This window comes from Enterobacter sp. C6, assembly GCF_008122455.1.
Lineage (GTDB): Bacteria > Pseudomonadota > Gammaproteobacteria > Enterobacterales > Enterobacteriaceae > Enterobacter > Enterobacter pseudoroggenkampii.
On the sequence record NZ_QPFW01000187.1, the window covers coordinates 1 to 25,378 of the forward strand.

Sequence of the window (25,378 nt, forward strand, 5' to 3'; positions counted from 1 at the left end):
AGCTGGCGGCGCTGGCCCTGAAGCAGGCCAGCGGCGATAACGTGGAAGCTATATTCCTGCTGCGCGCCTACCGCACCACGCTTGCCAAACTGGCGGTCAGCGAGCCGGTGAACACGGCGGAGATGCGCCTGGAGCGCCGCATTTCTGCCGTTTATAAAGACATTCCCGGCGGCCAGCTGCTTGGCCCTACCTGTGACTACACCCACCGCCTGCTGGATTTTACCCTGCTGGCGAACGGCGAAACCCCGCCGCTCAGTACCTCTGACGCCGAACAAGAACCGTCTCCGCACGTTTTCAGCCTGCTGGCGAAACAGGGTCTGGCGAAGGCGGAAGAGGATTCAGACGCGCAGCCGGATGACATCACCCGCACGCCGCCGGTTTACCCGTGCTCGCGCTCGTCCCGCCTGCAGCAGCTGATGCGCGGCGACGAAGGCTATCTGCTGGCGCTGGCCTACTCCACCCAGCGCGGCTACGGGCGCAACCACCCGTTTGCGGCCGAGATCCGCAGCGGCTATATCGACGTCGAAATCGTGCCGGAAGAGCTGGGATTTGCCGTCAACGTCGGCGAACTGCTGATGACCGAATGCGAAATGGTGAACGGTTTTGTCGCGCCCGAAAATGAAGACCCGCACTTTACCCGCGGCTACGGGCTGGTGTTTGGCCTCGGCGAGCGCAAGGCCATGGCGATGGCGTTGGTTGACCGTGCGCTGCAGGCACCGGACTACGGCGAGCACGTTGCAGGCCCGGCGCAGGACGAAGAGTTCGTGCTGGCCCACGCGGATAACGTTGAGGCCGCGGGCTTTGTCTCGCACCTCAAGCTGCCGCACTACGTCGATTTCCAGGCCGAACTGGAACTGCTGAAACGCCTGCAACGGGAGCGCAAACATGGCTAACTTAAGCGGCTACAACTTTGCCTATCTGGATGAGCAAACCAAACGCATGATCCGCCGCGCCATCTTAAAAGCGGTGGCCATTCCGGGCTATCAGGTGCCGTTCGGCGGCCGCGAAATGCCGATGCCCTACGGCTGGGGCACGGGCGGTATTCAGATCACCGCCAGCGTGATCGGCGAGGCGGACGTGCTGAAGGTCATCGACCAGGGCGCGGACGACACCACCAACGCCGTGTCGATCCGCAGCTTCTTCCAGCGCGTCACCGGCGTCACCACCACCGAAAAAACCGAAGACGCGACGCTGATCCAGACCCGCCACCGCATTCCGGAAACCCCGCTCGCTGAAGATCAGATTTTGATTTTCCAGGTGCCAATTCCGGAGCCGCTGCGCTTTATCGAGCCGCGCGAAACCGAAACCCGCACCATGCACGCCCTGGAAGAGTACGGCGTCATGCAGGTGAAGCTGTATGAGGATATCGCCCGCTTCGGCCATATCGCCACCACCTACGCCTACCCGGTGAAGGTGAATGGGCGCTACGTCATGGATCCGTCGCCGATCCCGAAATTCGATAACCCGAAGATGGACATGATGCCCGCCCTGCAGCTGTTCGGCGCCGGACGCGAAAAGCGCATCTACGCCGTCCCGCCTTACACGCGTGTCGAAAGCCTGGATTTCGACGATCACCCGTTTACGGTGCAGGAGTGGGACGAGCCGTGCGCCATCTGCGGATCCAAACACAGCTATCTGGATGAAGTGGTGCTGGATGACACGGGCAAACGGATGTTTGTCTGCTCCGACACCGATTTCTGCCGCCAACAGAGCGAGGCGAACGGCCAATGAAACCGCTGCTTTCGGTTAACAACCTGACCCACCTGTATGCGCCGGGCAAAGGCTTTAGCGACGTGTCGTTCGAGCTGTGGCCGGGCGAAGTGCTGGGGATCGTCGGCGAGTCTGGCTCCGGCAAAACCACCCTGCTGAAGTCCATCTCCGCGCGCCTCGCGCCGCAACACGGCGAGATACTCTATCAGGGACACTCCCTCTACGGCATGAGCGAGGCCGAGCGCCGCCGCCTGCTGCGAACCGAGTGGGGCGTGGTGCATCAGCACCCGATGGACGGCCTGCGCCGTCAGGTCTCGGCGGGCGGCAACATCGGCGAACGCCTGATGGCCACCGGCGCGCGCCATTACGGCAATATCCGCGCTACGGCGCAGCACTGGCTGGAAGAAGTTGAAATCCCCGCCTCGCGCATCGACGACCTGCCCACCACCTTCTCCGGCGGTATGCAGCAGCGCCTGCAGATCGCCCGCAACCTGGTCACGCACCCGAAGCTGGTGTTTATGGATGAACCCACCGGCGGGCTGGACGTCTCGGTGCAGGCGCGCCTGCTCGACCTGCTGCGCGGCCTGGTGGTAGATCTGAACCTTGCGGTGGTCATTGTCACCCACGATCTGGGCGTCGCGCGCCTGCTGGCGGACCGCCTGCTGGTGATGAAGCAGGGTCGGGTGGTGGAAAGTGGATTAACCGACCGCGTGCTCGACGATCCGCACCATCCGTACACCCAGCTGCTGGTGTCGTCCGTATTGCAGAATTAAGAGGCCAACATGATCCGCGTACAAAACGTAAGTAAAACCTTTGTGCTCCACCAGCAAAACGGCGTGCGCCTGCCGGTGCTGCAAAACGCCTCGTTAGAGGTAAACAAGGGCGAATGCGTAGTGCTGCACGGCCACTCCGGCAGCGGAAAATCGACCCTGCTGCGCTCCCTGTATGCCAACTATCTGCCCGACGAAGGCCACATTCACATTCGCCACGGCGATGAATGGATCGACCTGGTAAAGGCCCCCGCGCGTAAAGTGCTGGAGGTGCGCCGCTCGACGATCGGCTGGGTGAGCCAGTTTCTGCGGGTGATCCCGCGGATCTCCGCCCTCGACGTGGTGATGCAGCCCCTGCTGGATCTCGGCGTGCCGCGCGAAACCTGTGCCGCCAAAGCCGCCAGCCTGCTGACGCGCCTCAACGTGCCCGAGCGCCTGTGGCACCTTGCCCCGTCGACCTTTTCCGGCGGCGAGCAGCAGCGCGTCAATATCGCCCGCGGCTTTATCGTCGACTACCCAATACTGCTGCTTGATGAGCCCACCGCCTCGCTCGACGATAAAAACAGCGCGGCCGTAGTGGCGCTGATCGAACAGGCCAAAGCGCGCGGGGCGGCGATCGTCGGGATCTTCCACGACGAGACCGTTCGCACCCGCGTCGCAGACAGACTGCACCCAATGGGGACTCCCGCATGATTATCAATAACGTCAAGATGGTGCTGGAAAATGAAGTCGTTGATGGCTCGGTTGAAGTCCATGAAGGCGTTATTCGCGCCTTTGCCGAAACCCAAAGCCGTACCCCTGAAGCGATGGACGGCGACGGCGGCTGGCTGCTGCCGGGGCTGATTGAACTGCATACCGATAATCTGGACAAATTCTTCACCCCGCGTCCGAAGGTGGACTGGCCCGCCCATTCAGCCATGAGCAGCCACGACGCGCTGATGGTCGCCAGCGGCATCACCACCGTGCTGGACGCGGTGGCCATTGGCGACGTGCGCGACGGCGGCGATCGCCTGGAGAATCTGGAGAAGATGATCAACGCCGTGGAGGAGACGCAAAAACGCGGCCTCAACCGCGCCGAGCACCGTCTGCACCTGCGCTGCGAGCTGCCGCACTACACCACCCTGCCGCTGTTTGAAAAACTGGTCGGGCGCGAGCCGGTCTCGCTGGTCTCTCTGATGGATCACTCGCCGGGACAGCGTCAGTTCGCCAACATTGAAAAGTATCGCGAATACTATCAGGGGAAATATTCTCTCAGCGATGCAGAGATGGCGCGCTACGAGGAAGAGCAGCTGGCGCTTGCGGCACAATGGTCGCAGCCTAACCGCCTCAAAATTGCCGCGATGTGTCGTGACCGCAATATCGCGCTGGCCAGCCATGACGACGCCACGCACGATCACGTGCTTGAATCCCACCAGCTTGGCAGCGTGATCGCCGAATTTCCCACCACGTTCGAGGCGGCTGAAGCCTCCCGCAAGCACGGCATGAACGTGCTGATGGGCGCGCCAAATATCGTGCGCGGCGGCTCGCACTCCGGCAACGTTGCGGCAAGCAAGCTCGCTTCCCTCGGCCTGCTGGATATCCTCTCGTCCGACTACTACCCCGCCAGCCTGCTGGATGCGGCGTTCCGGGTGGCCGACGACGAGGGCAACCACTTTACGCTGCCGCAGGCGATTCGCCTGGTGACGAAAAATCCGGCCTCGGCGCTTAACCTTCACGATCGCGGAGAAATTGCCGAAGGGAAACGTGCGGACCTGGTACTCGCCCACCGTAAGGGCGAGCACGTTCATATCGACCACGTCTGGCGTCAGGGAAAAAGGGTGTTCTGATGGGGAGATTAATCTGGCTAATGGGGCCTTCAGGCTCCGGTAAGGACAGCCTGCTGTCCGCCTTACGGCAGCGGGAACATCCGCAGCTGCTGGTCGCGCACCGCTATATTACCCGCGCGGCCAATGCAGGGAGTGAAAACCATATCGCCCTGAGCGAGCAGGAGTTTTTCATCCGTGCCGGGCAAAACCTGCTGGCGCTGAGCTGGCATGCCAACGGCTATTACTACGGGATCGGCATTGAGACCGATCTGTGGCTGCATGCGGGGTTCGATGTGCTGGTTAACGGCTCGCGGGCGCATCTTCCGCAGGCGCGCGCCCGCTATGGAGCAGCCCTGCTACCGGTCTGTCTGCAGGTTTCGCCGGACGTTCTGCGCAGCCGGTTGCAGAGCCGGGGGCGTGAATCAGCCCGTGAGATCGATCAGCGGCTAGAGCGTGCGGCCCGCTATGCCCCGTCCGACTGCCACATCCTCAATAACGACGGAAGTTTGCTACAGTCAGTCGATACCTTTTTATCGCTTATCCGTCAGAAGGAGAAACAGCATGCCTGACTGCCAGCTTCGCCCCGCTACTGCCGACGATGCGCAGATTGTCTATGCCCTGATCTGCGAACTTAAACAGGCAGAGTTCGACCATCAGGCGTTCCACGCCGGATTTCTTGCCAACCTTCAGGATCACAATATGCGCTACCAGCTTGCCGAGCTGGGCGGACATGTTGTCGGCATGATCGGCCTGCATATGCAGTTTCACCTCCATCACGCGCGCTGGATCGGCGAAATCCAGGAGCTGGTGGTGATGCCGCAGGCGCGTGGGTTAAAGGTGGGCAGCCAGCTGCTGGCCTGGGCGGAAGAGGTGGCACGGCAGGCCGGCGCGGAGCTGACCGAACTTTCCACCAGCGTGAAGCGCACTGACGCGCACCGTTTTTACGTTCGTGAAGGATACACGCAGAGCCATTTCCGATTCACCAAACCGCTGTAGAGGTGCGTTATGAGTCTGACAATCACGTTGACGGGAACGGGCGGCGCCCAGCTGGTGCCGGTCTTTGGCTGCGACTGCGCGGCGTGTCGCCGGGCGCGCCTGCAGGAGACCTATCGCCGTCGCCCCTGTAGCGCGGTGGTCAAATTCAACGATGCGGTGACGCTGCTGGACGCGGGCATTCCGCACCTGATGGACGACTGGCCCGCAGGCAGCTTTCAGCAGTTTTTGCTCACCCATTACCATATGGATCACGTTCAGGGGCTGTTCCCCCTGCGCTGGGGCGTTGGCGCGACGATTCCGGTTTACGGTCCGCCGGACGAAGCAGGATGCGACGACCTGTTTAAACACCCGGGGATTCTGGATTTCAGCCACACGGTCGAACCGTTTGTGATGTTTGAACTTCAGGGGATGCGGGTCACGCCGCTGCCGCTCAACCATTCAAAACTGACCTTCGGGTATTTGCTGGAGTCGGCCCACAGCCGCGTGGCCTGGCTTTCCGACACCGCCGGGCTGCCGGAAAAAACAGTGAAGTTCCTGCTCAACAATCAGCCGCAGGCGATGATTATCGACTGCAGCCATGCACCGCGCGACGAGACGCCGCGAAACCATTGCGACTTAAATACCGTGATGGCGCTAAACGAGGTGATTGGCTGTCCGCAGGTGATCCTGACCCACATCAGCCATCAGTTTGACGTGTGGATGATGGATAATCCGCTGCCCGACGGCATTGAAGCGGGGTATGACGGGATGGTGCTGGTGCTGGATTAGGTTTTCTCCCTCTCCCGTGGGAGAGGGTTGGGGTGAGGGCAACAGGCCGCACTTAGCCTCGATCGTAATCGTCCTCTAACCTGCGCTCATCCTCTTCTAACCGACGACGATCGTCATCCAGCTGTCGCTGGCGCTCGTCTAAACGGCGTCGTCTGTCCTCAAGCTGTCGACGACGATCGTCGTACTGTCTGCTGTCGATTTGACGGCTGCGGTCATAACGATCGTCATCGCTGCTGCTGCGACTGCTGCTGGGATTATAGGCATCGTTGATAGCCTGCTGAATGTTGCCAATAGCATCATCAACAATATCGGCATGAGCCAGTTGGCTGGTGAGAGACAGCAGACCGAATAACAGAGCGGTTGAGTAACGTTTCATAAGGCCAGACTCGCAGGTGAACTGACCTTACGATAATGAACGGCAGGGAACGGGGGTAGCGGAGGAATCTCAAATTACCATCACTTTCCGCAGCGCCTGCGCCAGCTGCACCCGCGTAAACGGCTTACGCAGTAACGGAACGTCCGGCAGCTGAGGATTATGCGTGGGTCGTAAATCCTGGCCGCTGATCAGAAGCACCGGAAGCTGCGGATAATGATTACGCACATGGTTTATCACCTCGGCTCCGCTGAGGCTGCCGGGCAACATCAGGTCGCTGATAAACATGCCAATATCCGGTGACGCCGCCAGCATGTTCAGCGCCTGCTCGCCGTTGTCCGCTTCAAGCGTCAGGTAGCCAAGCTGATGCAGCTGCTCGCACAGGGTCTGACGGACATCCGCCTCATCTTCCAGCACCAGCACCAGGCGCTCGCTCTCGACGGAGGCGGTGGCTGACAGCGCTTCATCAACTGCAGCGGCGGGCAGCACAGATCGCGGGAGATGAAGCCGGACAGTCGTCCCCTGCCCCGGCGCGCTTTCAATCTCCACGCGCCCGCCGGACTGGCGCACAAAGCCATAGACCATCGACAGGCCTAACCCGCTCCCGCTTCCGGTCTGCTTGGTGGTGAAGAACGGTTCAAAGACCCGGGATTTCACCTCCTGCGACATGCCGCTGCCGCGGTCAATGACCTCCAGCGCCACCATATCCTGCCTGCGACCGTCGCTGCGGGTAACGCGCTGATTCCAGGTGCGAATTTTAATCACCCCGCTTTGCCCTTCCATCGCATCGCGGGCGTTCATCACCAGGTTGATGATGGCGTTTTCCAGCTGGCTGACGTCTATCCACGCGGGCCAAGCCGGCGATTGCGCTTCAATCTCCAGGGTCAGGGTCGCGGGCAAGGAGTGGCGCATCAGTTCCCGAAGGTTCTCCAGCAGCGGCAGCATCTCTACCGCATGTGGCGTCAGGGATTGCTTGCGGGAAAACGCCAGCAGGCGCTGGGTCAGTAAGGCGCCACGCTCGGCCGCCTTCAGCGCCCGGGTAATGCGCGGCGCATCTTTTGATTCGGGGTCGGTGAGCTCAAGGCTGCCGATGATCACCGCCAGCAGGTTGTTAAAATCATGCGCCAGCCCGCCGGTCAGCTGTCCGACCGCCTTCATCTTCTGGCTGTGCAGCAGCGCCTCTTCCAGCCCCTGACGCTCGACGCGGTCGATCTCCATCTGCGTGGTTTTTTCTTTCAGCAGACGCGTGGTGTGCTCAAGCGAGGCGGTATTGCGGGCAAAAACGTTAAACGCGCGCGCCAGTTCACCCAGCTCATCGCGCCGCTGGAGGGCGGGAACGGAAACATCCTGTTCGCCGTGAGCAAGGCGCGACATCGCCCGGGAAATGGCCGTCAGGTTAGAGGCCAGATTGCGGTAGATATACCAGCAGGCGCACCCGGTGATGATCAGCGCCAGGATGGCGAAGATGCTGATAAACACGCTGATGGATTGCAGCTCGTGATGACTCTGGTCAGTACGAAGCCGGGAGGCCTGCGCCACCTGCCCGACGTACTGATTGATGTCGCTGTTGAGGATCGCCACCAGCGCCTTGATGTGGAACATATACCAGCTTATCGCCAGATCGCTCTCTTCCAGCTGCTTCGATAGCGGGGCGAGTTTGCCTAGCTCGGCATTAAAATCAGGCAGAACCTCCTTCACGACCGGCTGTACGGCATTTCGGGGCAACGTTGCGGCCACTGCGTCCAGTTGATGAACGGTCGCGCGCGGCGAAGGGGTGTCGATGGCAGCAGCGATCAGCCGATCCATCTCCATCAGCTGCTGCGCATCCGGAACATTGCTGCCATAGCGGCGGTTGATGTCCTGCAGATGACGCAGGTAGCTCTGGCTTTGATATAGCGAACTCAGCAGCGCGTTACGCTCCAGATGGCGTCGCTGCCCGCGCTCAAGCATCTCCGTCACGCTCTGCTGTAATTCATTGCTTCGCTGAATAATGCGCGCCACCAGCGCCGGCTCCTGCTGCGCCAGCGGCGCATCGGCAAGCTGTTCCAGCGAGCGGCGCAGCGCCATTTGCGTCTGCTTCAGGCGCTCGGCTTCGCCTTTGTACTCCAGCGCCCCGACGACCTGCGAGAGCCGCACCGCCGCCGTCGCCACGTTGGCGGTATCACGGGCCAGGTTCATGCTGCCGGTCATGTCATCCAGCGTTTGCTGCTGAACCTGCTCCTGGATTTGACTGGCGTGACGAAAGCCAAGCACCGCCACGCCGCTCACCATCAGCGTCACGGCGACCACCAGCAGATTAAATATCAGCAGGCGACCGCGGGCGCTGGCGAAAAACGGGGGGCGTGAAGACATGTTGACTCCGTAACTGTGATCCACATTAGCTATTCATAACTATGACAAATATGAACAGCTTCTGACATTTTGCATTTACGCACCTGTGATGAAGTGCAGAAATCGGCATTCACAGGAGATCCGCCATGAGCAGAACCCCGGTATTAGAGATGCGCAGCATTGCCAAAACGTTTGGCAGTTTCCACGCGCTCAAGGGTGTGGATTTGACGGTTTTCCCCGGTGAGATCCACGCGCTGATGGGGGAAAACGGCGCGGGAAAAAGTACGCTGATGAAAATCCTCGCCGGAGCCTATACCGCCACCAGCGGCGAGATCCTGATCGACGGCCAGCCGTTTCACATTAAAGGGCCGAAAGATGCGCTGGCCGCAGGCATCACCCTGATTTATCAGGAGATGCAGCTCGCGCCCAATCTGACCGTTGCCGAAAACATCTTCCTCGGCAGCGAGCTGTCGCGCGGCGGGATGGTGCAACGCAAAGAGATGGCTGCCCAGGCGCAGGCGGTGATTGACCGCCTCGGGGCGCAGTTCAGCGCCACCGATCTGGTGATGAAGCTGACCATCGCCGAGCAGCAGCAGGTGGAAATTGCCCGCGCGCTGCACCGCAACAGCCGCATTCTGGTGATGGATGAACCCACCGCCGCCCTCTCCTCGCGGGAAACGCATCGTCTGTTCGAACTGATTTTGCGCCTGCGCGATGAAGGGATGGCGATCATCTACATCAGCCACCGCATGGCGGAAGTGTATGAACTCTCAGACCGCGTCAGCGTTCTGCGTGACGGGCAGTACGTCGGCAGCCTGACGCGCGACAAGCTCAACGCTTCCGAGCTGGTGCGCATGATGGTGGGACGACCGTTAAGCGACCTGTTCAACAAGGAGCGTGACATTCCCCTCGGCAGCCCGCGCCTCAACGTGCATCACCTCACCGACGGTAAAAAAGTACAGCCCTGCAGCCTGCAGGTGCGTTCCGGCGAAATCGTCGGGCTGGCGGGGTTGGTCGGGGCCGGACGGTCCGAGCTGGCGCAGCTTATCTTCGGCGTGCGCAAAGCCACGGGCGGCATGATTGAGGTCGACGGCGAGCCGGTGGTGATCCACTCCCCGCGTGCGGCCATCGAAAACGGCATCGGTTTTCTCACCGAAAACCGCAAGGAGCAGGGGTTGTTTCTGGAGCTGGCGGCGCAGGAGAACATCACCATGGCGACGCTGGAACGCGACGCCACCTTCGGCATGCTAAACCGTAAAAAAGCCCAGTCGATTTCCGATGATGCCATTGCCCTGCTCAACATCCGCGTGCCGCATTCGCAGGTGCGCGCGGGCGGGCTCTCGGGCGGCAACCAGCAAAAGCTGCTGATCTCCCGCTGGGTGGCCATCGGTCCGCGCATTCTGATTCTGGACGAACCCACCCGCGGCGTGGACGTCGGCGCGAAAAGCGAGATCTACCGCATCATGAACCAGATGGCGCGCAAAGGGGTGGCGATTTTGATGATCTCCAGTGAGCTGCCGGAAGTGGTGGGGATGAGCGACAGGGTGTACGTGATGCGTGAAGGCAGCATTGCGGGCGAGCTCCACGGACGCGACATCTCTCAGGAAAACATCATGACGCTGGCAACCGGCGTGAACGACACTCATCATCAGGCGGTGTAACCATGACACATTCAACCAGTCCGCAGCAGGTGGCGAAATCCGCCTCCGCAAAAAAAATGCTGATGAGCGATCTGATGCAAACGGTCGGTATTTTGCCGATTCTGATCCTGATTGTGGCGGTATTTGGCTTTATTGCCCCGAACTTCTTTACCGAGAGCAACCTGCTCAACATTACCCGTCAGGCGTCGATCAACATCGTGCTGGCGGCGGGAATGACCTTCATCATTTTAACCGGCGGGATTGACCTCTCCGTGGGCTCGATTTTGGGCACTACGGCGGTAGCGGCGATGGTGGTCTCACTTATCCCTGAATTTGCCATGCTCTCCATTCCGGCCGCGCTGATGCTCGGCATGGTGCTGGGCCTGTTCAACGGCGCGCTGGTGGCCTTCGCCGGACTGCCGCCCTTCATCGTGACGCTCGGCACCTATACGGCACTGCGCGGTGCGGCGTATCTGCTGGCCGACGGCACGACGGTCATTAACTCCAACATCAACTTTGAGTGGATCGGCAATAACTATCTCGGCCCGATTCCGTGGCTGGTGGTGATCGCCCTCGCGGTCATCGCTATCTGCTGGTTCATCCTGCGCCGCACCACGCTCGGCGTTCATATCTACGCCGTGGGCGGCAACATGCAGGCGGCGCGCTTAACGGGCATTAAGGTCTGGCTGGTGCTGCTGTTTGTCTACGGCATGAGCGGCCTGCTCTCCGGCCTCGGCGGCGTCATGAGCGCCTCACGCCTGTACAGCGCTAACGGCAACCTCGGCACGGGTTACGAGCTGGATGCGATTGCGGCGGTGATCCTTGGCGGCACCAGCTTCGTCGGCGGGATCGGCACGATCACCGGCACGCTGGTCGGCGCCCTGATCATCGCCACCCTCAACAACGGCATGACGCTGATGGGCGTCTCCTACTTCTGGCAGCTGGTGATCAAAGGGGCGGTGATCATCATAGCGGTGCTGATCGACAAATACCGTACCCGACACCATCAAAGTGCATAACAACAACACCCTACAGCTTCGAGGAAAACCATATGCGTTTGAAACCGTTAGTGACCGCGCTCTGTGCTGGCGCGCTGCTTGCCGCAACGCCGTTTGCGCAGGCAAAAGATCTGAAGTCCATCGGCGTGACGGTGGGCGATCTGGCCAACCCGTTCTTCGTGCAGATCACCAAAGGTGCCGAGCTGGAAGCGCGCAAGCTGGCGGGGGATAACGTCAAGGTGACGCTGGTTTCCAGCGGGTACGATCTGGGCCAGCAGGTGGCGCAGATCGACAACTTTATTGCCGCGAAGGTAGACATGATCATCCTCAACGCCGCGGATTCCAAAGGGATCGGCCCGGCGGTGAAGCGTGCGAAGGACGCCGGGATCGTGGTCGTGGCGGTTGACGTGGCGGCGGAAGGGGCTGATGCCACCATCACCTCCGATAACACCCAGGCGGGCGAAATGGCCTGTAAGTACATTACCGACCGCCTGAAAGGCAAAGGCAACGTGGTGATCATCAACGGACCACCGGTCTCTGCGGTGCAAAACCGCGTGGAAGGTTGTCAGACGGAGTTCAAAAAACACCCGGATATCAAGGTGCTCTCGGATAACCAGAACGCCAAAGGCAGTCGTGAAGGCGGTCTGGAAGTCATGACCTCCCTGCTGGCGGCCAATCCGAAGATCGACGGCGTGTTTGCGATTAACGATCCGACGGCGATCGGCGCCGATTTGGCCGCGAAGCAGGCGCAGCGCAATGAGTTCTTTATCGTCGGCGTGGATGGTTCACCGGACGGTGAGGAAGCGCTGAAGCGTGAAAACTCGCTGTTTGTGGCAACCCCGGCGCAAGATCCGCAGGTGATGGCGGCAAAAGCGGTGGAGATCGGCTATGACATTCTCCAGGGCAAACCTGCGCCGAAAGCGCCCGTGCTGATCCCGGTGACGATGATCGATAAAAAGAACGTCGGCACGTATAAGGGGTGGACGGTTAAATGATCCTTTTTCCCTCTCCCGCAGGGAGAGGGAACTGTTTTCAAGGAGTCCCCATGAAACGCTCCGACATCAATGAAATTCTCGGCCACACGCGGCAGTTCTTTTCCATGCACGACGTTCATCTCCCGCCGTTTGCCAGCTTTCCGCCAACAAAATGGCAGCAGCTTGACCAGGCCGCGTGGCGGGAAGTGTTCGACCTCAAGCTCGGCTGGGACGTGACGGCGTTCGGCGGCAATAACTTTGCCGCACAGGGCCTGACGCTGTTCACCCTGCGCAACGGCTCGCCCAACGGGGTGCCGTATGAAAAAGGCTATGCCGAAAAAATCATGCACGTGCGCGACGGCCAGGTGACGCCGATGCATTTTCACTGGCGTAAGCGAGAAGACATCATCAACCGGGGTGGCGGGAACCTGATTGTAGAATTGTGGAATGCCGGTGCACATGAAGAGACGGAAAACACCGACGTGACGGTCACCGTCGACGGCTGCCGTCAGACCCACGCCCCCGGCAGCCAGCTGCGCCTCACGCCAGGGGAAAGCATCTGCCTGACGCCCGGTCTTTATCACAGCTTCTGGGGCGAACGCGGCTTCGGCGACGTGCTGGTCGGGGAAGTGTCCTCAGTAAACGACGACGAGCACGACAACCACTTTTTGCAACCCGTTGCCCGCTATAACAACATCGAAGAAGACGAACCGGCGCTGCTGGTGCTGTGCAACGAGTACAACCTGTTTCGGATATAAGGGGTGAATGATGCCATTGATTTCTCTTGCCGACGGTCTTGCGCACGCCAGACAACACCGCTACGCGCTGGGCGCGTTTAACGTGCTCGACTCCCACTTCCTGCGCGCGCTGTTCGCCGCCGCAAAGCAGGAGCGCTCGCCGTTTATCATCAATATCGCCGAAGTGCACTTTAAGTACGTGTCGCTGGATTCGCTTGTCGAAGCGGTGAAGTTCGAAGCCGCCCGTCACGACATTCCCGTGGTGCTCAACCTCGATCACGGCCTGCATTTTGACGCCGTGGTGCGCGCCCTGCGCTTAGGGTTCAGCTCGGTGATGTTCGACGGCTCTACGCTGAGCTATGAGGAAAACATCCGCCAGACGCGGGAAGTGGTGAAGATGTGCCATGCGGTGGGCGTCTCGGTGGAGGCGGAGCTGGGCGCGGTTGGGGGTGATGAAGGCGGCGCGCTTTACGGACATGCGGATGAAGCGTGCTTTACCGACCCGCAGCTGGCGCGCGAATTTGTCGATTCAACCGGCATTGACGCGCTGGCGGTGGCTATCGGCAACGCGCACGGCAAATACAAGGGCGAGCCGAAACTCGATTTCCCACGCCTGGACGCCATCCGTCAGCAGACGGGGCTGCCGCTGGTTTTACACGGCGGCTCCGGGATTAGCGATCCCGACTTCCGTCGCGCGATTGAGCTGGGCATTCATAAAATCAATTTCTATACCGGCATGTCGCAGGCCGCGCTCGCCGCCGTTGAGCAGCGCATGGCGAAGCGCCAGCCGCTGTATGATGAATTTGCCGAGCTGCTGCTGGGGATAGAAGAGGCGATAACCGATACGGTCGCCGAACAGATGCGCATCTTCGGCAGCGCGGGGCAGGCATAATGGAACGTAAGGGCATCATCGCCGCAGGCAATATGCTGGTGGACCACGTCCACCAGATCGTGCAGTGGCCAGAGCGCGGCTGGCTGGCGGAAATCACCCACAGCGAACGCTCAACCGGCGGCGCACCGCTCAACGTCCTGCTGACGCTGGCGAAAATGCACGTTGGCCTGCCGCTGCAGGCGGTGGGGCTGATCGGGGAAGACAGCGACGGGGACTACATTCTGGCGATGCTCGACCAGTACCACGTCAACCGCCAGCGCGTACAGCGCACCACCTTTGCGCCGACCTCCATGTCGCAGGTGATGACCGATCCCAGCGGACAGCGCACCTTTTTCCACTCGCCGGGCGCCAACCGCCTGCTGGATCTTCCCGCCTTCGATCGCTTAGACGGATCGATGAAGATCTTCCATCTCGGCTACCTGCTGCTGCTCGACAGCCTGGATATGCCCGATGACGAATTTGGCACCCGCAGCGCGCGGCTGCTGGCGCAAATGCGCGACCAGGGGTATGAAACGTCGCTCGATCTGGTGTCCCGCAAGGGCGACCCGCGCTACCAGCCGCTGGTGCTCCCTGCCCTGCGCCATCTGGATTATCTGGTGATTAACGAGCTGGAAGCCGGGGAGTTTAGCGGGCTGGAGATGCGAGACGGCAGCGATGCGCTGAATATAGCCCATATTTCTGAAGCCGCCGCACAGCTGCTGGCGGCAGGCGTTCGCCAGCGGGTGGTTATCCACTGCCCCGAAGGCGCATGGGGTGAAGCGCCGGGTGAGCAAGGTCGCTGGATCCCATCATGGTTACTGGAGCAGAAAGAGATTATCGGCAGCGTCGGCGCGGGCGATGCGTTTTGCGCCGGATTTTTATACGGTTGCCATGAATCGCTGCCGCTCACGGAGAGCATTTATCTGGCGCACGCCTGCGCGCGGGCAAGCCTGCTGGCCGCCAACGCGATTGACGGTGCGAAAACGCTGGCCGAGCTGCAGCTGTTTATCAAAGAGAAAACTTAGGCCGCTTTCTCGCTATGGGAAACATCGGTGGCAAACACGTAACCCAACCCACGGATGGTTTTAATGAGTGCAGGCTGATGCGGGTTAGCCTCTATTTTCCGTCGCAGGCGCATGATCAACACGTCAATCGTGCGGTCGAACACGTCGGCGCTTTCGCTGTGGGTCAGCTCAAGCAACCGGTCACGGCTCAGCACCCGACGGGCATTTTGCGTGAGCGCCAGCAGCAGGCCGTACTCGCCCTGGGTTAACGGGACGGGATTACGCTGCGGATCGCTCAGCTCACAGCGGGTGGTATCGAGCGTCCATCCGTTAAACGCAATGCCCGCGACGGGCGCTGCGGGGGATTCCGCAGCAAGCACGCCGGTACGGCGCAATACCGCTTTCACGCGGGCGACCACTACGCGCGGGTTGAACGGTTTGCCAATATAATCATCGGCCCCCATCTCCAGCCCCACCACCACGTCTGACTCACTCCCCAGCCCGGTTAACATCACAACCGGTAGCGCCGGTCGCTGCTTTTGCAGCTGCAGCAGAACCTGCAGGCCGTTGATATCCGGCAGCATCATGTCCAGCAGCACAAGCGCGATATTCGGCTCCTGCTGCACCTGCCGCAGTGCATCCTGGCCGTTATGGCAGACAAGCACGCTGAAGACGTGCTCGCTCAGCACGTCCTGAAGCAGTTCGCAGACTGCCGTATCGTCATCAACCACCAGAATCGCCGGTTTCATCGTATGCTTCCGTCAGGGGATTATGTTAAGTCTGAACCATTCTGCCGTCGGCTCCAGTCAAATGGTTTTTTCAGTGACGGAAATTCAACCCATGTCACATCCGCTGCCTTGTCGACACGTCAATTTTGACGATTGGCTGTTTTTTGTCAGGGTTTTCACCGCGAAGGGGCCGTAAAGTCAGGGTATACCCATACGAAAAACATGGCATAGAAGCTGCATAGTGGGTGCGAATGATTCGATTAACTGGAGCTGACTGATGAAAAAAGTCGTCACGGTTTGCCCTTATTGTGCCTCAGGTTGCAAGATCCACCTGGTGGTCGATAACGGCAAAATCGTCCGGGCAGAGGCCGCACAGGGGAAAACCAACCAGGGCACGCTATGCCTGAAAGGTTACTACGGCTGGGATTTTATAAACGATACCCAAATCCTCACCCCGCGCCTGAAAAACCCTATGATCCGCCGCGAGCGCGGCGGCAAGCTGGAAGCCGTCTCCTGGAACGAGGCGCTGGATTACGTCACCACGCGCCTGAGCGCCATCAAGGCCAAATATGGCCCGGATGCGATTCAGACCACCGGCTCTTCCCGCGGGACGGGAAATGAAACCAACTATGTGATGCAAAAATTCGCGCGCGCCGTTATTGGAACCAATAACGTCGACTGCTGCGCTCGCGTCTGACACGGCCCATCGGTTGCAGGTCTGCACCAGTCGGTCGGTAACGGCGCAATGAGCAATGCCATCAACGAGATAGATAATACCGATCTCGTCTTCATCTTTGGTTATAACCCGGCGGATTCTCACCCTATCGTCGCGAACCACGTTATTCGCGCTAAACAAAATGGGGCGAAAATCATCGTCTGCGATCCGCGCAAAATTGAAACCGCGCGCATTGCGGATATGCACATCGCGTTGAAAAACGGCTCGAACATCGCGCTGCTGAACGCAATGGGGCACGTCATCATTGAGGAGAACCTGTACGACCAGGCATTTGTCGCGACCCGTACGGAAGGCTTTGAAGAGTACAAGAAAATAGTCGAAGGCTATACGCCGGAGTCGGTTGAAGCGATCACCGGCGTCAGCGCGCATGCGATCCGCCAGGCGGCACGGATGTATGCCGGGGCGAAAACCGCCGCCATCCTCTGGGGTATGGGCGTGACCCAGTTCTACCAGGGTGTGGAGACCGTGCGCTCTCTGACCAGCCTCGCGATGCTGACCGGTAATCTGGGTAAAGCCCACGTTGGTGTGAACCCGGTGCGCGGTCAGAATAACGTGCAGGGCGCCTGCGATATGGGCGCGCTGCCGGATACTTATCCTGGCTACCAGTACGTGAAATTTCCGGAGAACCGCGCCAAATTCGCGAAGGCCTGGGGCGTGGAAAGCCTGCCGGAACACACCGGGTACCGCATCAGCGAGCTGCCGCACCGCGCGGCGCATGGCGAAGTGCGTGCGGCCTACATCATGGGTGAAGATCCGCTTCAGACCGACGCCGAGCTCTCGGCGGTGCGTAAAGGGTTTGAGGATCTGGAGCTGGTGATTGTCCAGGATATCTTCATGACCAAAACCGCGGCGGCGGCGGATGTCATTTTACCGTCGACCTCCTGGGGCGAGCATGAAGGCGTCTACACGGCGGCCGACCGCGGCTTCCAGCGCTTCTTTAAGGCGGTCGAGCCGAAGTGGGACCTGAAAACCGACTGGCAGATCATCAGCGAAATCGCCACCCGCATGGGCTACCCGATGCACTACAACAACACTCAGGAGATTTGGGACGAGTTGCGCAGTCTGTGTCCGGACTTCTACGGGGCAACCTATGAAAAAATGGGTGAGCTGGGGTATATCCAGTGGCCGTGCCGCGATGAGTCCGAAACCGACCAGGGGACGTCGTACCTCTTTAAAGAGAAGTTCGACACCCCGAACGGGCTGGCGCAATTCTTCACCTGCGACTGGGTCGCGCCCATTGATAAACTCACCGATGAGTATCCGATGGTGCTCTCCACCGTACGTGAGGTGGGGCACTACTCCTGTCGTTCGATGACCGGCAACTGCGCCGCGCTGGCCGCGCTGGCGGACGAACCCGGCTATGCGCAAATCAACACCGCCGATGCAGAACGCCTTGGTATTGAGGACGAGGCGCTGGTGTGGGTGAACTCGCGCAAAGGGCGGATCATCACCCGAGCGCAGGTCAGCGACCGTCCAAACAAAGGGGCGGTCTATATGACCTATCAGTGGTGGATTGGTGCCTGTAACGAGCTGGTAACGGAGAACTTAAGCCCGATAACCAAAACGCCGGAGTATAAATACTGCGCCGTCAACGTTGAGCCGATTGCAGATCAGCACGCCGCGGAACAGTATGTGATCGACGAATATAACAAGCTGAAAGCCCGACTGCGCGAAAGCGCAATGGGTTGAAGCCGTTAATTCATCGATGAATAAAGGGAGTGAAATATTCACTCCCTTTTTATTTCCGGTTGGCTTATCAATAATATCAATTATTATTCTGGAAAGCGGCTCGCAGAAATAATGTAATTTTCACGAAAAGGAATTACATCTTTGCATTTTAATTCAGAGGGATAAGATGTGCGGCGGGTGCTTAAGACTTTCTGTCTTGAGCATTGTTGAGGGACAGAAAGTAGAAAGCCCCGGGAAATTTTCATTTACCCGAGGCTACTCCCTCAACTCCCAACAGGTTGAGAGTAGCCTCTTATTCTTTTTTTGACAAGGAGTAAAAGGCATGACGCCATTAAAAACTGCGTTAGGCATCGTCTTTATTATTTGCCTGACGATAGTGATCTTTACCTTTATTACTCGCGGTAGGCTCTGCGAGTTTTCAATAAAGAGTGAGCATCAGGAGGTGGCGGCAAAATTAGCCTGCAACCCAGGCTAACCTCTACGGGCGGAACAATGGTTCCGCCCGGCTTGTAGGATGCTGAGGTCTTAATGCACCCATTTTTTTCTTTTGCGCCCGCGATTATACTGCGCGGCGTGTACCCAGATGATAAGAATCCATGAAAGCCATTTTTCTGTTGTTAGTGTTTTTAACGTCCTTCGCCCGCGCGGATGAGATAGGCAGCCAGTATCAGAAGCAGGCGGAAGCCGGCGATGCGCGTGCCCAGTATTATCTTGCTGATACGTACTTCAGCTCCGGCGACAGCAAGCAGGCCGCGCTGTGGGCCGAGAAAGCCGCAAAAGGCGGCGATGTTGACGCCATGGCGCTGTTGTCGCAAATCCTTTTTACGCAGGGCGATTACGCACAGGCCAAAGCCCTGGCGCAACAGGCAAACATTGCTGGCAGCAAACGCGGCGCGATCATGCTGGCGCGCATTCTGGTGAATACTCAGGCGGGGAAAACTGACTACCCCCAGGCCATCAGACTGCTGCAAACGGCAACCGAAGATATCGACAGCGACTCTGCGGTCGATGCGCAACTGCTGCTGGGGCTGATTTATGCCAACGGCGTAGAGGTGGCGCGGGATGACGTGCAGGCCGCCTCGTGGTTCAAGCGGAGTTCAGCCCTTTCGCGTACGGGCTACGCCGAGTACTGGGCGGGGATGTTGTTCAGGCAGGGTGAGAAAGGCTTTATCACGCCCAATAAACAGAAAGCACTGTACTGGTTGAATCTGAGCTGCACTGAAGGGTTTGATACGGGATGCGAAGAGTTTGATGCGTTGAGCGGGGAGTAAAGTGCCGGGTGGCGGCTTCGCCTTACCCGGCCTACAAAACCCGTAGGCCCGGTAAGCGCAGCGCCACCGGGCTTAGGATGTTACTGGTCAGCCGTCTTATCAAAACGACCCAGCACCTCGCGTTCATATGCCAGCGCTTTTTTGCGGTCGAATTTGTGCTCCCACTTGGCGATAACCAGCACCGCCAGGGCATTGCCCACCACGTTCAGCGCCGTACGCGCCATGTCGAGGATACGGTCCACGCCCGCAATAAATGCCAGACCTTCGAGCGGAATACCAACGCTGCCAAGCGTTGCCAGCAGCACCACGAACGAAACGCCCGGAACGCCTGCGATACCTTTGGACGTCACCATCAGGGTCAGCACCAGGACGATCTCCTGCCACAGCGACAGGTCAATGCCGTACAGCTGCGCAATAAAGATAGCGGCGATACTCTGGTACAGCGTTGAGCCGTCCAGGTTAAAGGAGTAACCGGTCGGCACCACGAAGCTGGTGATCGACGCTGGCGCGCCGTAGGCTTCCATCTTCTCAATAATACGCGGCAGCACGCTCTCAGAGCTTGCCGTGGAGTAGGCCAGAATCAGCTCATCTTTCAGGATACGAATCAGGATCCAGATGCTCAGCCCGCACAGACGTGCCACGATCCCCAGCACCACCAGCGCGAAGAACAGGATGGCGAAGTGCACCAGGATCACCAGCTTCGCCAGCGGCCACAGGGAGGCAAAACCGAAGTTCGCCACGGTGACGGCAATAAGCGCGAACACCCCTACCGGCGCGTAGCGCATCACCATGTGGGTCACTTTAAACATGGTTTCGGAGATAGAGCGGAACACGGTGACCAGCGGCTCGCGGTGCGTCGCCGGCAGAGAAGAGAGCCCCAGACCAAACAGCACCGAGAAGAAGATAATCGGCAGCATCTCGCCCTTCGCCATCGACGCCACGATGTTGGTCGGTACCAGCGACAGGATAGTGCCCATCAGGCCGTGCGCGTGGCTCTGCACGTCGGCGGTCGTACTTTGGTATTTCGAAATATCCACCGTAGCCAACTGCGACATATCAATCCCGGAACCCGGCTGGAACACGTTCGCCAGGGTGATACCGAGAATGATCGCCACCGTAGTGATCACTTCGAAATAGATAATGGTTTTCGCACCAATACGACCTAACTGCTTCGCATCGCCGACGCCCGCAATACCGACCACCAGCGTCGAGATCACAATCGGTACCACAATCATCTTGATCAGATGAATAAAGATATCCCCTGCCGGAGAGAGCAGGTTCGCAATCAGCCATTCGCGGCTGTCGCTGTGATAGTGAAGGTAACTGCCCAGCAAGATGCCCAGCACAAGGGCGATTAAGATCTGCCAGGCAAGGCTGACTTTAACGTTTTTCATAGAAACTGACTTCCTCAATGAGCGCCTTATTCACGCAAACTGCATGAATATGGAGACATACTGAAAGGGTATGAATTGTGTTGCGTTGGTTTATGGGATTTTTTAACGCGGCGTATGAGTATCATTTGCGCGACCTGTTGCGCAAGCCTTAAAGAACGACGCGTTTCACTCACAAAAGCGACGATGACGGGAGTTTGTTCTACTTCTTATAAATAACCTTTTGTTATAAAAACGCTTTTTTAAACATAAATGTGAATAATCGTCAGCATAAATTATTTTCCTTCAAAGTTTCATTCGCTCATTTTTCATACTCTTCAAACAATGCGTGATCTGTAGCCCAAATACTAAACAAAGCTTGTAAAGCCCCTACAATTAACGTTTTTGCGACATATTATTAACATCTTACAAGGAGAAAAAAAGCCATGAGCCAAATCCACAAACATGACATTCCCGCAAACATTGCGGACCGTTGCCTGATCACCCCGGAGCAGTACCACGAGAAATATCAGCAATCTATTACCGCCCCGGACACCTTCTGGGGTGAGCAGGGCCATATCCTTGACTGGATCAAACCTTATCAGAAGGTGAAGAACACCTCCTTTGCGCCCGGCAATGTCTCCATTAAATGGTATGAAGATGGCACCCTGAACCTGGCGGCGAACTGCCTTGATCGTCACCTTGCCGAGCGCGGGAATGAGACGGCGATTATCTGGGAAGGCGATGATGCCTCGCAGAGCAAACATATTACCTATAAAGAGCTGCACCGTGACGTGTGCCGCTTCGCCAACGTCCTGCTGGAAAAAGGCATTAAAAAAGGCGACGTGGTCGCTATCTATATGCCGATGGTGCCGGAAGCGGCGGTGGCCATGCTGGCCTGCGCGCGTATCGGTGCGATTCACTCAGTGATTTTTGGCGGGTTCTCGCCAGAGGCGGTTGCGGGTCGTATTGTCGATTCAAGTTCAAAACTGGTGATCACCGCCGATGAAGGCGTGCGCGCCGGACGCGGTATCCCTCTGAAGAAAAACGTCGACGAAGCGTTGAAAAACCCGAACGTCAAAACGGTCAGCAACGTCATCGTCCTTAAGCGTACCGGCGGTAAGATCGACTGGAACGAAGGTCGCGACCTGTGGTGGAGCGACCTGATTGAAAAAGCGAGCGACCAGCATCAGCCGGAAGAGATGAACGCAGAAGATCCGCTGTTCATTCTTTATACCTCCGGCTCCACCGGTAAGCCAAAAGGCGTACTGCACACCACCGGCGGCTATCTGGTCTATGCGGCCACCACCTTCAAATACGTCTTCGACTACCATCCGGGCGACATCTACTGGTGTACCGCCGACGTGGGCTGGGTCACCGGACACAGCTACCTGCTGTACGGCCCGCTGGCCTGTGGCGCAACAACGCTGATGTTTGAGGGCGTACCCAACTGGCCGACCCCGGCGCGGATGTGTCAGGTGGTCGATAAGCACCAGGTCAATATTCTCTACACCGCGCCAACGGCGATCCGCGCATTAATGGCGGAAGGCGACAAAGCCATCGAAGGTACCGACCGCTCTTCATTGCGCATCCTCGGTTCCGTGGGCGAGCCCATTAACCCGGAAGCCTGGGAGTGGTACTGGAAGAAAATCGGCAACGAGAAATGCCCGGTGATGGACACCTGGTGGCAGACCGAAACCGGCGGTTTTATGATCACCCCGATGCCGGGCGCCACGCAGCTGAAAGCAGGCTCGGCAACCCGTCCGTTCTTCGGCGTGCAGCCTGCGCTGGTGGATAATGAAGGCAACCCGCTGGAAGGCGCCACCGAAGGCAACCTGGTGATCGCAGACTCCTGGCCGGGTCAGGCGCGTACCCTGTTCGGCGATCACGATCGCTTCGAGCAGACTTACTTCTCGACCTTTAAAAACATGTACTTCAGCGGCGACGGCGCGCGTCGTGACGAAGATGGCTATTACTGGATAACCGGGCGCGTGGACGACGTGCTTAACGTCTCCGGCCACCGTCTGGGCACTGCGGAGATTGAATCGGCGCTGGTGTCGCATCCGAAGATTGCCGAAGCCGCCGTTGTCGGTATTCCGCACAACATCAAAGGCCAGGCGATTTACGCCTATGTCACCCTGAACCACGGGGAAGAGCCATCGCCAGAGCTCTACGCTGAGGTGCGCAACTGGGTGCGTAAAGAGATTGGCCCGCTGGCAACGCCGGACGTGCTGCACTGGACCGACTCGCTGCCGAAAACCCGCTCCGGCAAAATTATGCGTCGTATCTTGCGCAAAATCGCGGCAGGGGACACCAGCAACCTCGGTGATACCTCAACGCTCGCGGATCCTGGCGTGGTGGAAAAACTGCTCGAAGAGAAGCAGGCCATCGCAATGCCTTCCTAGTGTTTTCTCCCTCTCCCCGTGGTAGAGGGCCGGGGTGAGGGCATCAGACCGCACCTTCCTACCCTCACCCTCTCCCCATAGGGGAGAGGGGATAAAACAAACCAACCTTACCTCTGGAGAACTCTGTGATGAATAACGATATTTGTCAGCAGATAGAGAATAGTGCGCACTACAGGGAGCTCGTCGATAAGCGGCAACGGTTTGCCTTCATCCTTTCCATCATCATGCTGATTATCTATGTCGGCTTTATTTTGCTGATCGCCTTTGCCCCACACTGGCTGGGCACCCCGTTGCACGAGGGGACCAGCGTGACGCGCGGCATTCCGATTGGCATTGGCGTGATTGTGATTTCATTCTTGCTGACCGGCGTCTACGTCTGGCGCGCGAACGGTGAATTCGATCGTCTAAATAAAGCGGTACTGCAAGAGGTAAAAGCATCATGAAGCGAGTTCTGACGGCGCTCGCCGCCACACTTCCCTTTGCCGCCCACGCGGCGGATGCCATTACCGGCGAGGTACAGCGCCAGCCGACCAACTGGCAGGCGATTGTGATGTTCCTGATTTTCGTTGTGCTGACGCTGTATATCACTTACTGGGCGTCGAAACGCGTGCGCTCCCGTAACGATTACTACACCGCAGGCGGCAACATTACCGGCTTCCAGAACGGGCTGGCAATTGCGGGTGATTTTATGTCCGCCGCCTCCTTCCTTGGCATCTCTGCGCTGGTCTACACCTCCGGCTATGACGGTCTAATCTACTCTCTCGGCTTCCTCGTCGGCTGGCCGATCATCCTGTTCCTGATTGCCGAGCGCCTGCGCAACCTGGGCCGCTATACCTTCGCTGACGTGGCCTCGTATCGCCTGAAGCAGGGGCCGATTCGCACCCTCTCCGCCTGCGGCTCGCTGGTGGTAGTGGCGCTGTACCTGATTGCGCAGATGGTGGGCGCGGGTAAATTGATCCAACTGCTGTTCGGCCTGAACTACCATATCGCGGTGGTGCTGGTTGGCGTACTGATGGTGATGTACGTGCTGTTCGGCGGCATGCTGGCGACGACCTGGGTGCAGATCATCAAAGCCGTGCTGCTGCTGTTCGGCGCCAGCTTTATGGCCTTTATGGTGATGAAGCACGTCGGGTTCAGCTTCAATAACCTGTTTACCGAAGCCATGGCGGTCCACCCGAAAGGGGAAGCAATCATGAGCCCGGGCGGGCTGGTGAAAGACCCGATATCGGCGCTTTCACTGGGTCTCGGACTGATGTTCGGTACCGCGGGTCTGCCGCATATTCTGATGCGCTTCTTCACCGTGAGCGACGCGCGTGAAGCGCGCAAGAGCGTCTTCTACGCCACCGGCTTCATGGGTTACTTCTATATTCTGACCTTTATCATCGGCTTTGGCGCGATCATGCTGGTGGGGGCGAACCCGGCATTTAAAGATGCCGCAGGCGCGCTGATTGGCGGTAACAACATGGCGGCGGTGCACCTGGCAGACGCGGTGGGCGGTAACCTGTTCCTCGGCTTTATCTCTGCCGTGGCTTTCGCCACCATTCTTGCGGTGGTTGCGGGTCTGACGCTGGCCGGCGCGTCGGCGGTCTCGCATGACCTCTACGCCAACGTCTTCCGCAAAGGCGCGAGCGAGCGCGATGAGCTGAAGGTCTCCAAAATCACCGTGCTGGTGCTGGGCGTGGTGGCGATTCTGTTAGGTATTCTGTTCGAGAAGCAAAACATCGCCTTTATGGTGGGGCTGGCCTTCTCCATTGCGGCAAGCTGTAACTTCCCGATCATCCTGCTCTCCATGTACTGGTCGAAACTGACCACCCGTGGCGCAATGATTGGCGGCTGGCTGGGGCTGCTGACGGCGGTGATCCTGATGATTCTGGGCCCGACGATCTGGGTGCAGATCCTCGGTCACGCAAGCGCCATCTTCCCGTATGAATACCCGGCACTGTTCTCCATTGCCGTGGCGTTTATCGGCATCTGGTTCTTCTCGGCCACCGACAATTCGCCGGAGGGTAACCTGGAGCGCGAAAAATTCCGCGCCCAGTTTATTCGTTCACAAACCGGTCTTGGCGTTGAGCAGGGCCGCGCGCACTAAGCCTTTCTCCCCGGCCATTCTGGCCGGGGAGCTTAAAACATCACCCACGCCACCAGCGGTGCAACCAGCACCATCACCACGCCCGACAGCATCATCACCAGGCTCGCGACAAC

The 25,378-nt window shown here is 58.8% G+C and carries 24 protein-coding genes; 20 read left to right on the top strand and 4 right to left on the bottom strand.

The window, feature by feature from the left end; genetic code table 11:
* The 8 genes from DOU50_RS06820 to phnP all read left to right on the top strand — a co-directional run.
* Positions 1–893, top strand: an 893-nt coding sequence (locus DOU50_RS06820; RefSeq protein WP_148769099.1) for a carbon-phosphorus lyase complex subunit PhnI, incomplete at its 5' end; no start/stop codon positions are given.
* Complete coding sequence (locus DOU50_RS06825; protein ID WP_148769100.1) at positions 886–1,731, top strand: alpha-D-ribose 1-methylphosphonate 5-phosphate C-P-lyase PhnJ; 846 nt, start codon at positions 886–888, stop codon at positions 1,729–1,731. The genes DOU50_RS06820 and DOU50_RS06825, both read left to right, overlap by 8 nt.
* A complete protein-coding gene (gene phnK, locus DOU50_RS06830) occupies positions 1,728–2,483 on the top strand; it encodes a phosphonate C-P lyase system protein PhnK (RefSeq protein WP_148769101.1) in 756 nt (251 codons plus the stop codon). The genes DOU50_RS06825 and phnK overlap by 4 nt, the downstream gene beginning before the upstream one ends.
* Before the next feature lie 9 nt (positions 2,484–2,492).
* The gene (gene phnL, locus DOU50_RS06835; protein ID WP_148769102.1) at positions 2,493–3,173 is read left to right on the top strand and encodes a phosphonate C-P lyase system protein PhnL; all 681 of its coding nucleotides are present in this window, start codon (positions 2,493–2,495) and stop codon (positions 3,171–3,173) included.
* Entirely contained in the window at positions 3,170–4,306 is a 1,137-nt protein-coding gene (gene phnM, locus DOU50_RS06840; RefSeq protein WP_148769103.1) for an alpha-D-ribose 1-methylphosphonate 5-triphosphate diphosphatase, read from the top strand. The genes phnL and phnM overlap by 4 nt, the downstream gene beginning before the upstream one ends.
* A complete protein-coding gene (gene phnN / locus DOU50_RS06845) occupies positions 4,303–4,854 on the top strand; it encodes a ribose 1,5-bisphosphokinase (RefSeq protein ID WP_090420717.1) in 552 nt (183 codons plus the stop codon). Before phnM ends, phnN begins: the two co-directional genes overlap by 4 nt.
* Entirely contained in the window at positions 4,847–5,281 is a 435-nt protein-coding gene (gene phnO, locus DOU50_RS06850) for an aminoalkylphosphonate N-acetyltransferase (protein ID WP_024906746.1), read from the top strand. Before phnN ends, phnO begins: the two co-directional genes overlap by 8 nt.
* A 9-nt stretch (positions 5,282–5,290) precedes the next feature.
* Positions 5,291–6,049 carry a phosphonate metabolism protein PhnP gene (gene phnP, locus DOU50_RS06855; protein WP_048990316.1) on the top strand — a complete coding sequence of 253 codons (759 nt, stop codon included), beginning with the start codon at positions 5,291–5,293 and terminating at the stop codon, positions 6,047–6,049.
* Between the two features lie 52 nt (positions 6,050–6,101).
* Here the strand turns inward: phnP and yjdP are convergent, their stop codons facing one another.
* A complete protein-coding gene (yjdP, locus tag DOU50_RS06860) occupies positions 6,102–6,425 on the bottom strand; it encodes a DDRRRQL repeat protein YjdP (RefSeq protein ID WP_032650638.1) in 324 nt (107 codons plus the stop codon).
* Positions 6,426–6,494: 69 nt separating this feature from the next.
* Positions 6,495–8,774 (bottom strand): ATP-binding protein, encoded by a 2,280-nt coding sequence (locus tag DOU50_RS06865; protein ID WP_148769104.1) that lies wholly within the window; start codon positions 8,772–8,774, stop codon positions 6,495–6,497.
* Positions 8,775–8,899: 125 nt separating this feature from the next.
* Between DOU50_RS06865 and DOU50_RS06870 the strand changes: the two genes are divergently transcribed.
* From DOU50_RS06870 to DOU50_RS06895, 6 genes are read left to right on the top strand one after another with little or no spacing between them, the layout of a single operon-like run.
* Complete coding sequence (locus tag DOU50_RS06870; protein ID WP_023334199.1) at positions 8,900–10,414, top strand: sugar ABC transporter ATP-binding protein; 1,515 nt, start codon at positions 8,900–8,902, stop codon at positions 10,412–10,414.
* Between the two features lie 2 nt (positions 10,415–10,416).
* Entirely contained in the window at positions 10,417–11,412 is a 996-nt protein-coding gene (locus DOU50_RS06875) for an ABC transporter permease subunit (RefSeq protein ID WP_048990313.1), read from the top strand.
* A gap of 32 nt (positions 11,413–11,444) precedes the next feature.
* Complete coding sequence (locus DOU50_RS06880; RefSeq protein ID WP_021242935.1) at positions 11,445–12,386, top strand: ABC transporter substrate-binding protein; 942 nt, start codon at positions 11,445–11,447, stop codon at positions 12,384–12,386.
* Between the two features lie 50 nt (positions 12,387–12,436).
* Positions 12,437–13,123, top strand: a complete 687-nt coding sequence (locus DOU50_RS06885) for a D-lyxose/D-mannose family sugar isomerase (protein WP_148769105.1) — start codon at positions 12,437–12,439, stop codon at positions 13,121–13,123.
* A gap of 10 nt (positions 13,124–13,133) precedes the next feature.
* Positions 13,134–13,994 carry a ketose 1,6-bisphosphate aldolase gene (locus tag DOU50_RS06890; RefSeq protein WP_148769111.1) on the top strand — a complete coding sequence of 287 codons (861 nt, stop codon included), beginning with the start codon at positions 13,134–13,136 and terminating at the stop codon, positions 13,992–13,994.
* Positions 13,994–14,998, top strand: a complete 1,005-nt coding sequence (locus DOU50_RS06895) for a carbohydrate kinase family protein (RefSeq protein WP_148769106.1) — start codon at positions 13,994–13,996, stop codon at positions 14,996–14,998. The genes DOU50_RS06890 and DOU50_RS06895 overlap by 1 nt, the downstream gene beginning before the upstream one ends.
* On the opposite strand, the gene DOU50_RS06900 is transcribed toward DOU50_RS06895, so the two are convergent.
* Positions 14,995–15,726 carry a response regulator gene (locus tag DOU50_RS06900; RefSeq protein WP_148769107.1) on the bottom strand — a complete coding sequence of 244 codons (732 nt, stop codon included), beginning with the start codon at positions 15,724–15,726 and terminating at the stop codon, positions 14,995–14,997. The genes DOU50_RS06895 and DOU50_RS06900 overlap by 4 nt on opposite strands.
* 256 nt (positions 15,727–15,982) lie before the next feature.
* Here DOU50_RS06900 and fdhF point away from each other — a divergent pair, with 256 nt between their 5' ends.
* From fdhF to DOU50_RS06915, 3 genes are all read left to right on the top strand, one after another.
* Positions 15,983–18,130, top strand: a complete 2,148-nt coding sequence (gene fdhF, locus DOU50_RS06905) for a formate dehydrogenase subunit alpha (RefSeq protein WP_148769108.1) — start codon at positions 15,983–15,985, stop codon at positions 18,128–18,130.
* A gap of 322 nt (positions 18,131–18,452) precedes the next feature.
* Positions 18,453–18,605: a Hok/Gef family protein gene (locus tag DOU50_RS06910; protein ID WP_032650616.1), complete on the top strand. Its 153-nt coding sequence runs from the start codon at positions 18,453–18,455 to the stop codon at positions 18,603–18,605.
* Positions 18,606–18,726: 121 nt separating this feature from the next.
* On the top strand, positions 18,727–19,401 hold the full coding sequence (locus tag DOU50_RS06915; protein ID WP_148769109.1) for a tetratricopeptide repeat protein: 675 nt from the start codon (positions 18,727–18,729) through the stop codon (positions 19,399–19,401).
* Between the two features lie 80 nt (positions 19,402–19,481).
* Here the strand turns inward: DOU50_RS06915 and gltP are convergent, their stop codons facing one another.
* Complete coding sequence (gene gltP / locus DOU50_RS06925) at positions 19,482–20,795, bottom strand: glutamate/aspartate:proton symporter GltP (RefSeq protein WP_024906735.1); 1,314 nt, start codon at positions 20,793–20,795, stop codon at positions 19,482–19,484.
* Positions 20,796–21,217: 422 nt separating this feature from the next.
* On the opposite strand from gltP, the gene acs reads away from it, so the two are divergent.
* From acs to actP, 3 genes are all read left to right on the top strand, one after another.
* Positions 21,218–23,176: an acetate--CoA ligase gene (gene acs / locus DOU50_RS06930; protein ID WP_148769110.1), complete on the top strand. Its 1,959-nt coding sequence runs from the start codon at positions 21,218–21,220 to the stop codon at positions 23,174–23,176.
* Positions 23,177–23,304: 128 nt separating this feature from the next.
* Complete coding sequence (locus tag DOU50_RS06935) at positions 23,305–23,619, top strand: DUF485 domain-containing protein (protein WP_024906733.1); 315 nt, start codon at positions 23,305–23,307, stop codon at positions 23,617–23,619.
* Positions 23,616–25,265, top strand: coding sequence for a cation/acetate symporter ActP (gene actP, locus DOU50_RS06940; protein ID WP_024906732.1), 1,650 nt, complete (start codon positions 23,616–23,618; stop codon positions 25,263–25,265). The genes DOU50_RS06935 and actP overlap by 4 nt, the downstream gene beginning before the upstream one ends.
* The last annotated feature ends 113 nt before the right edge of the window (positions 25,266–25,378 follow it).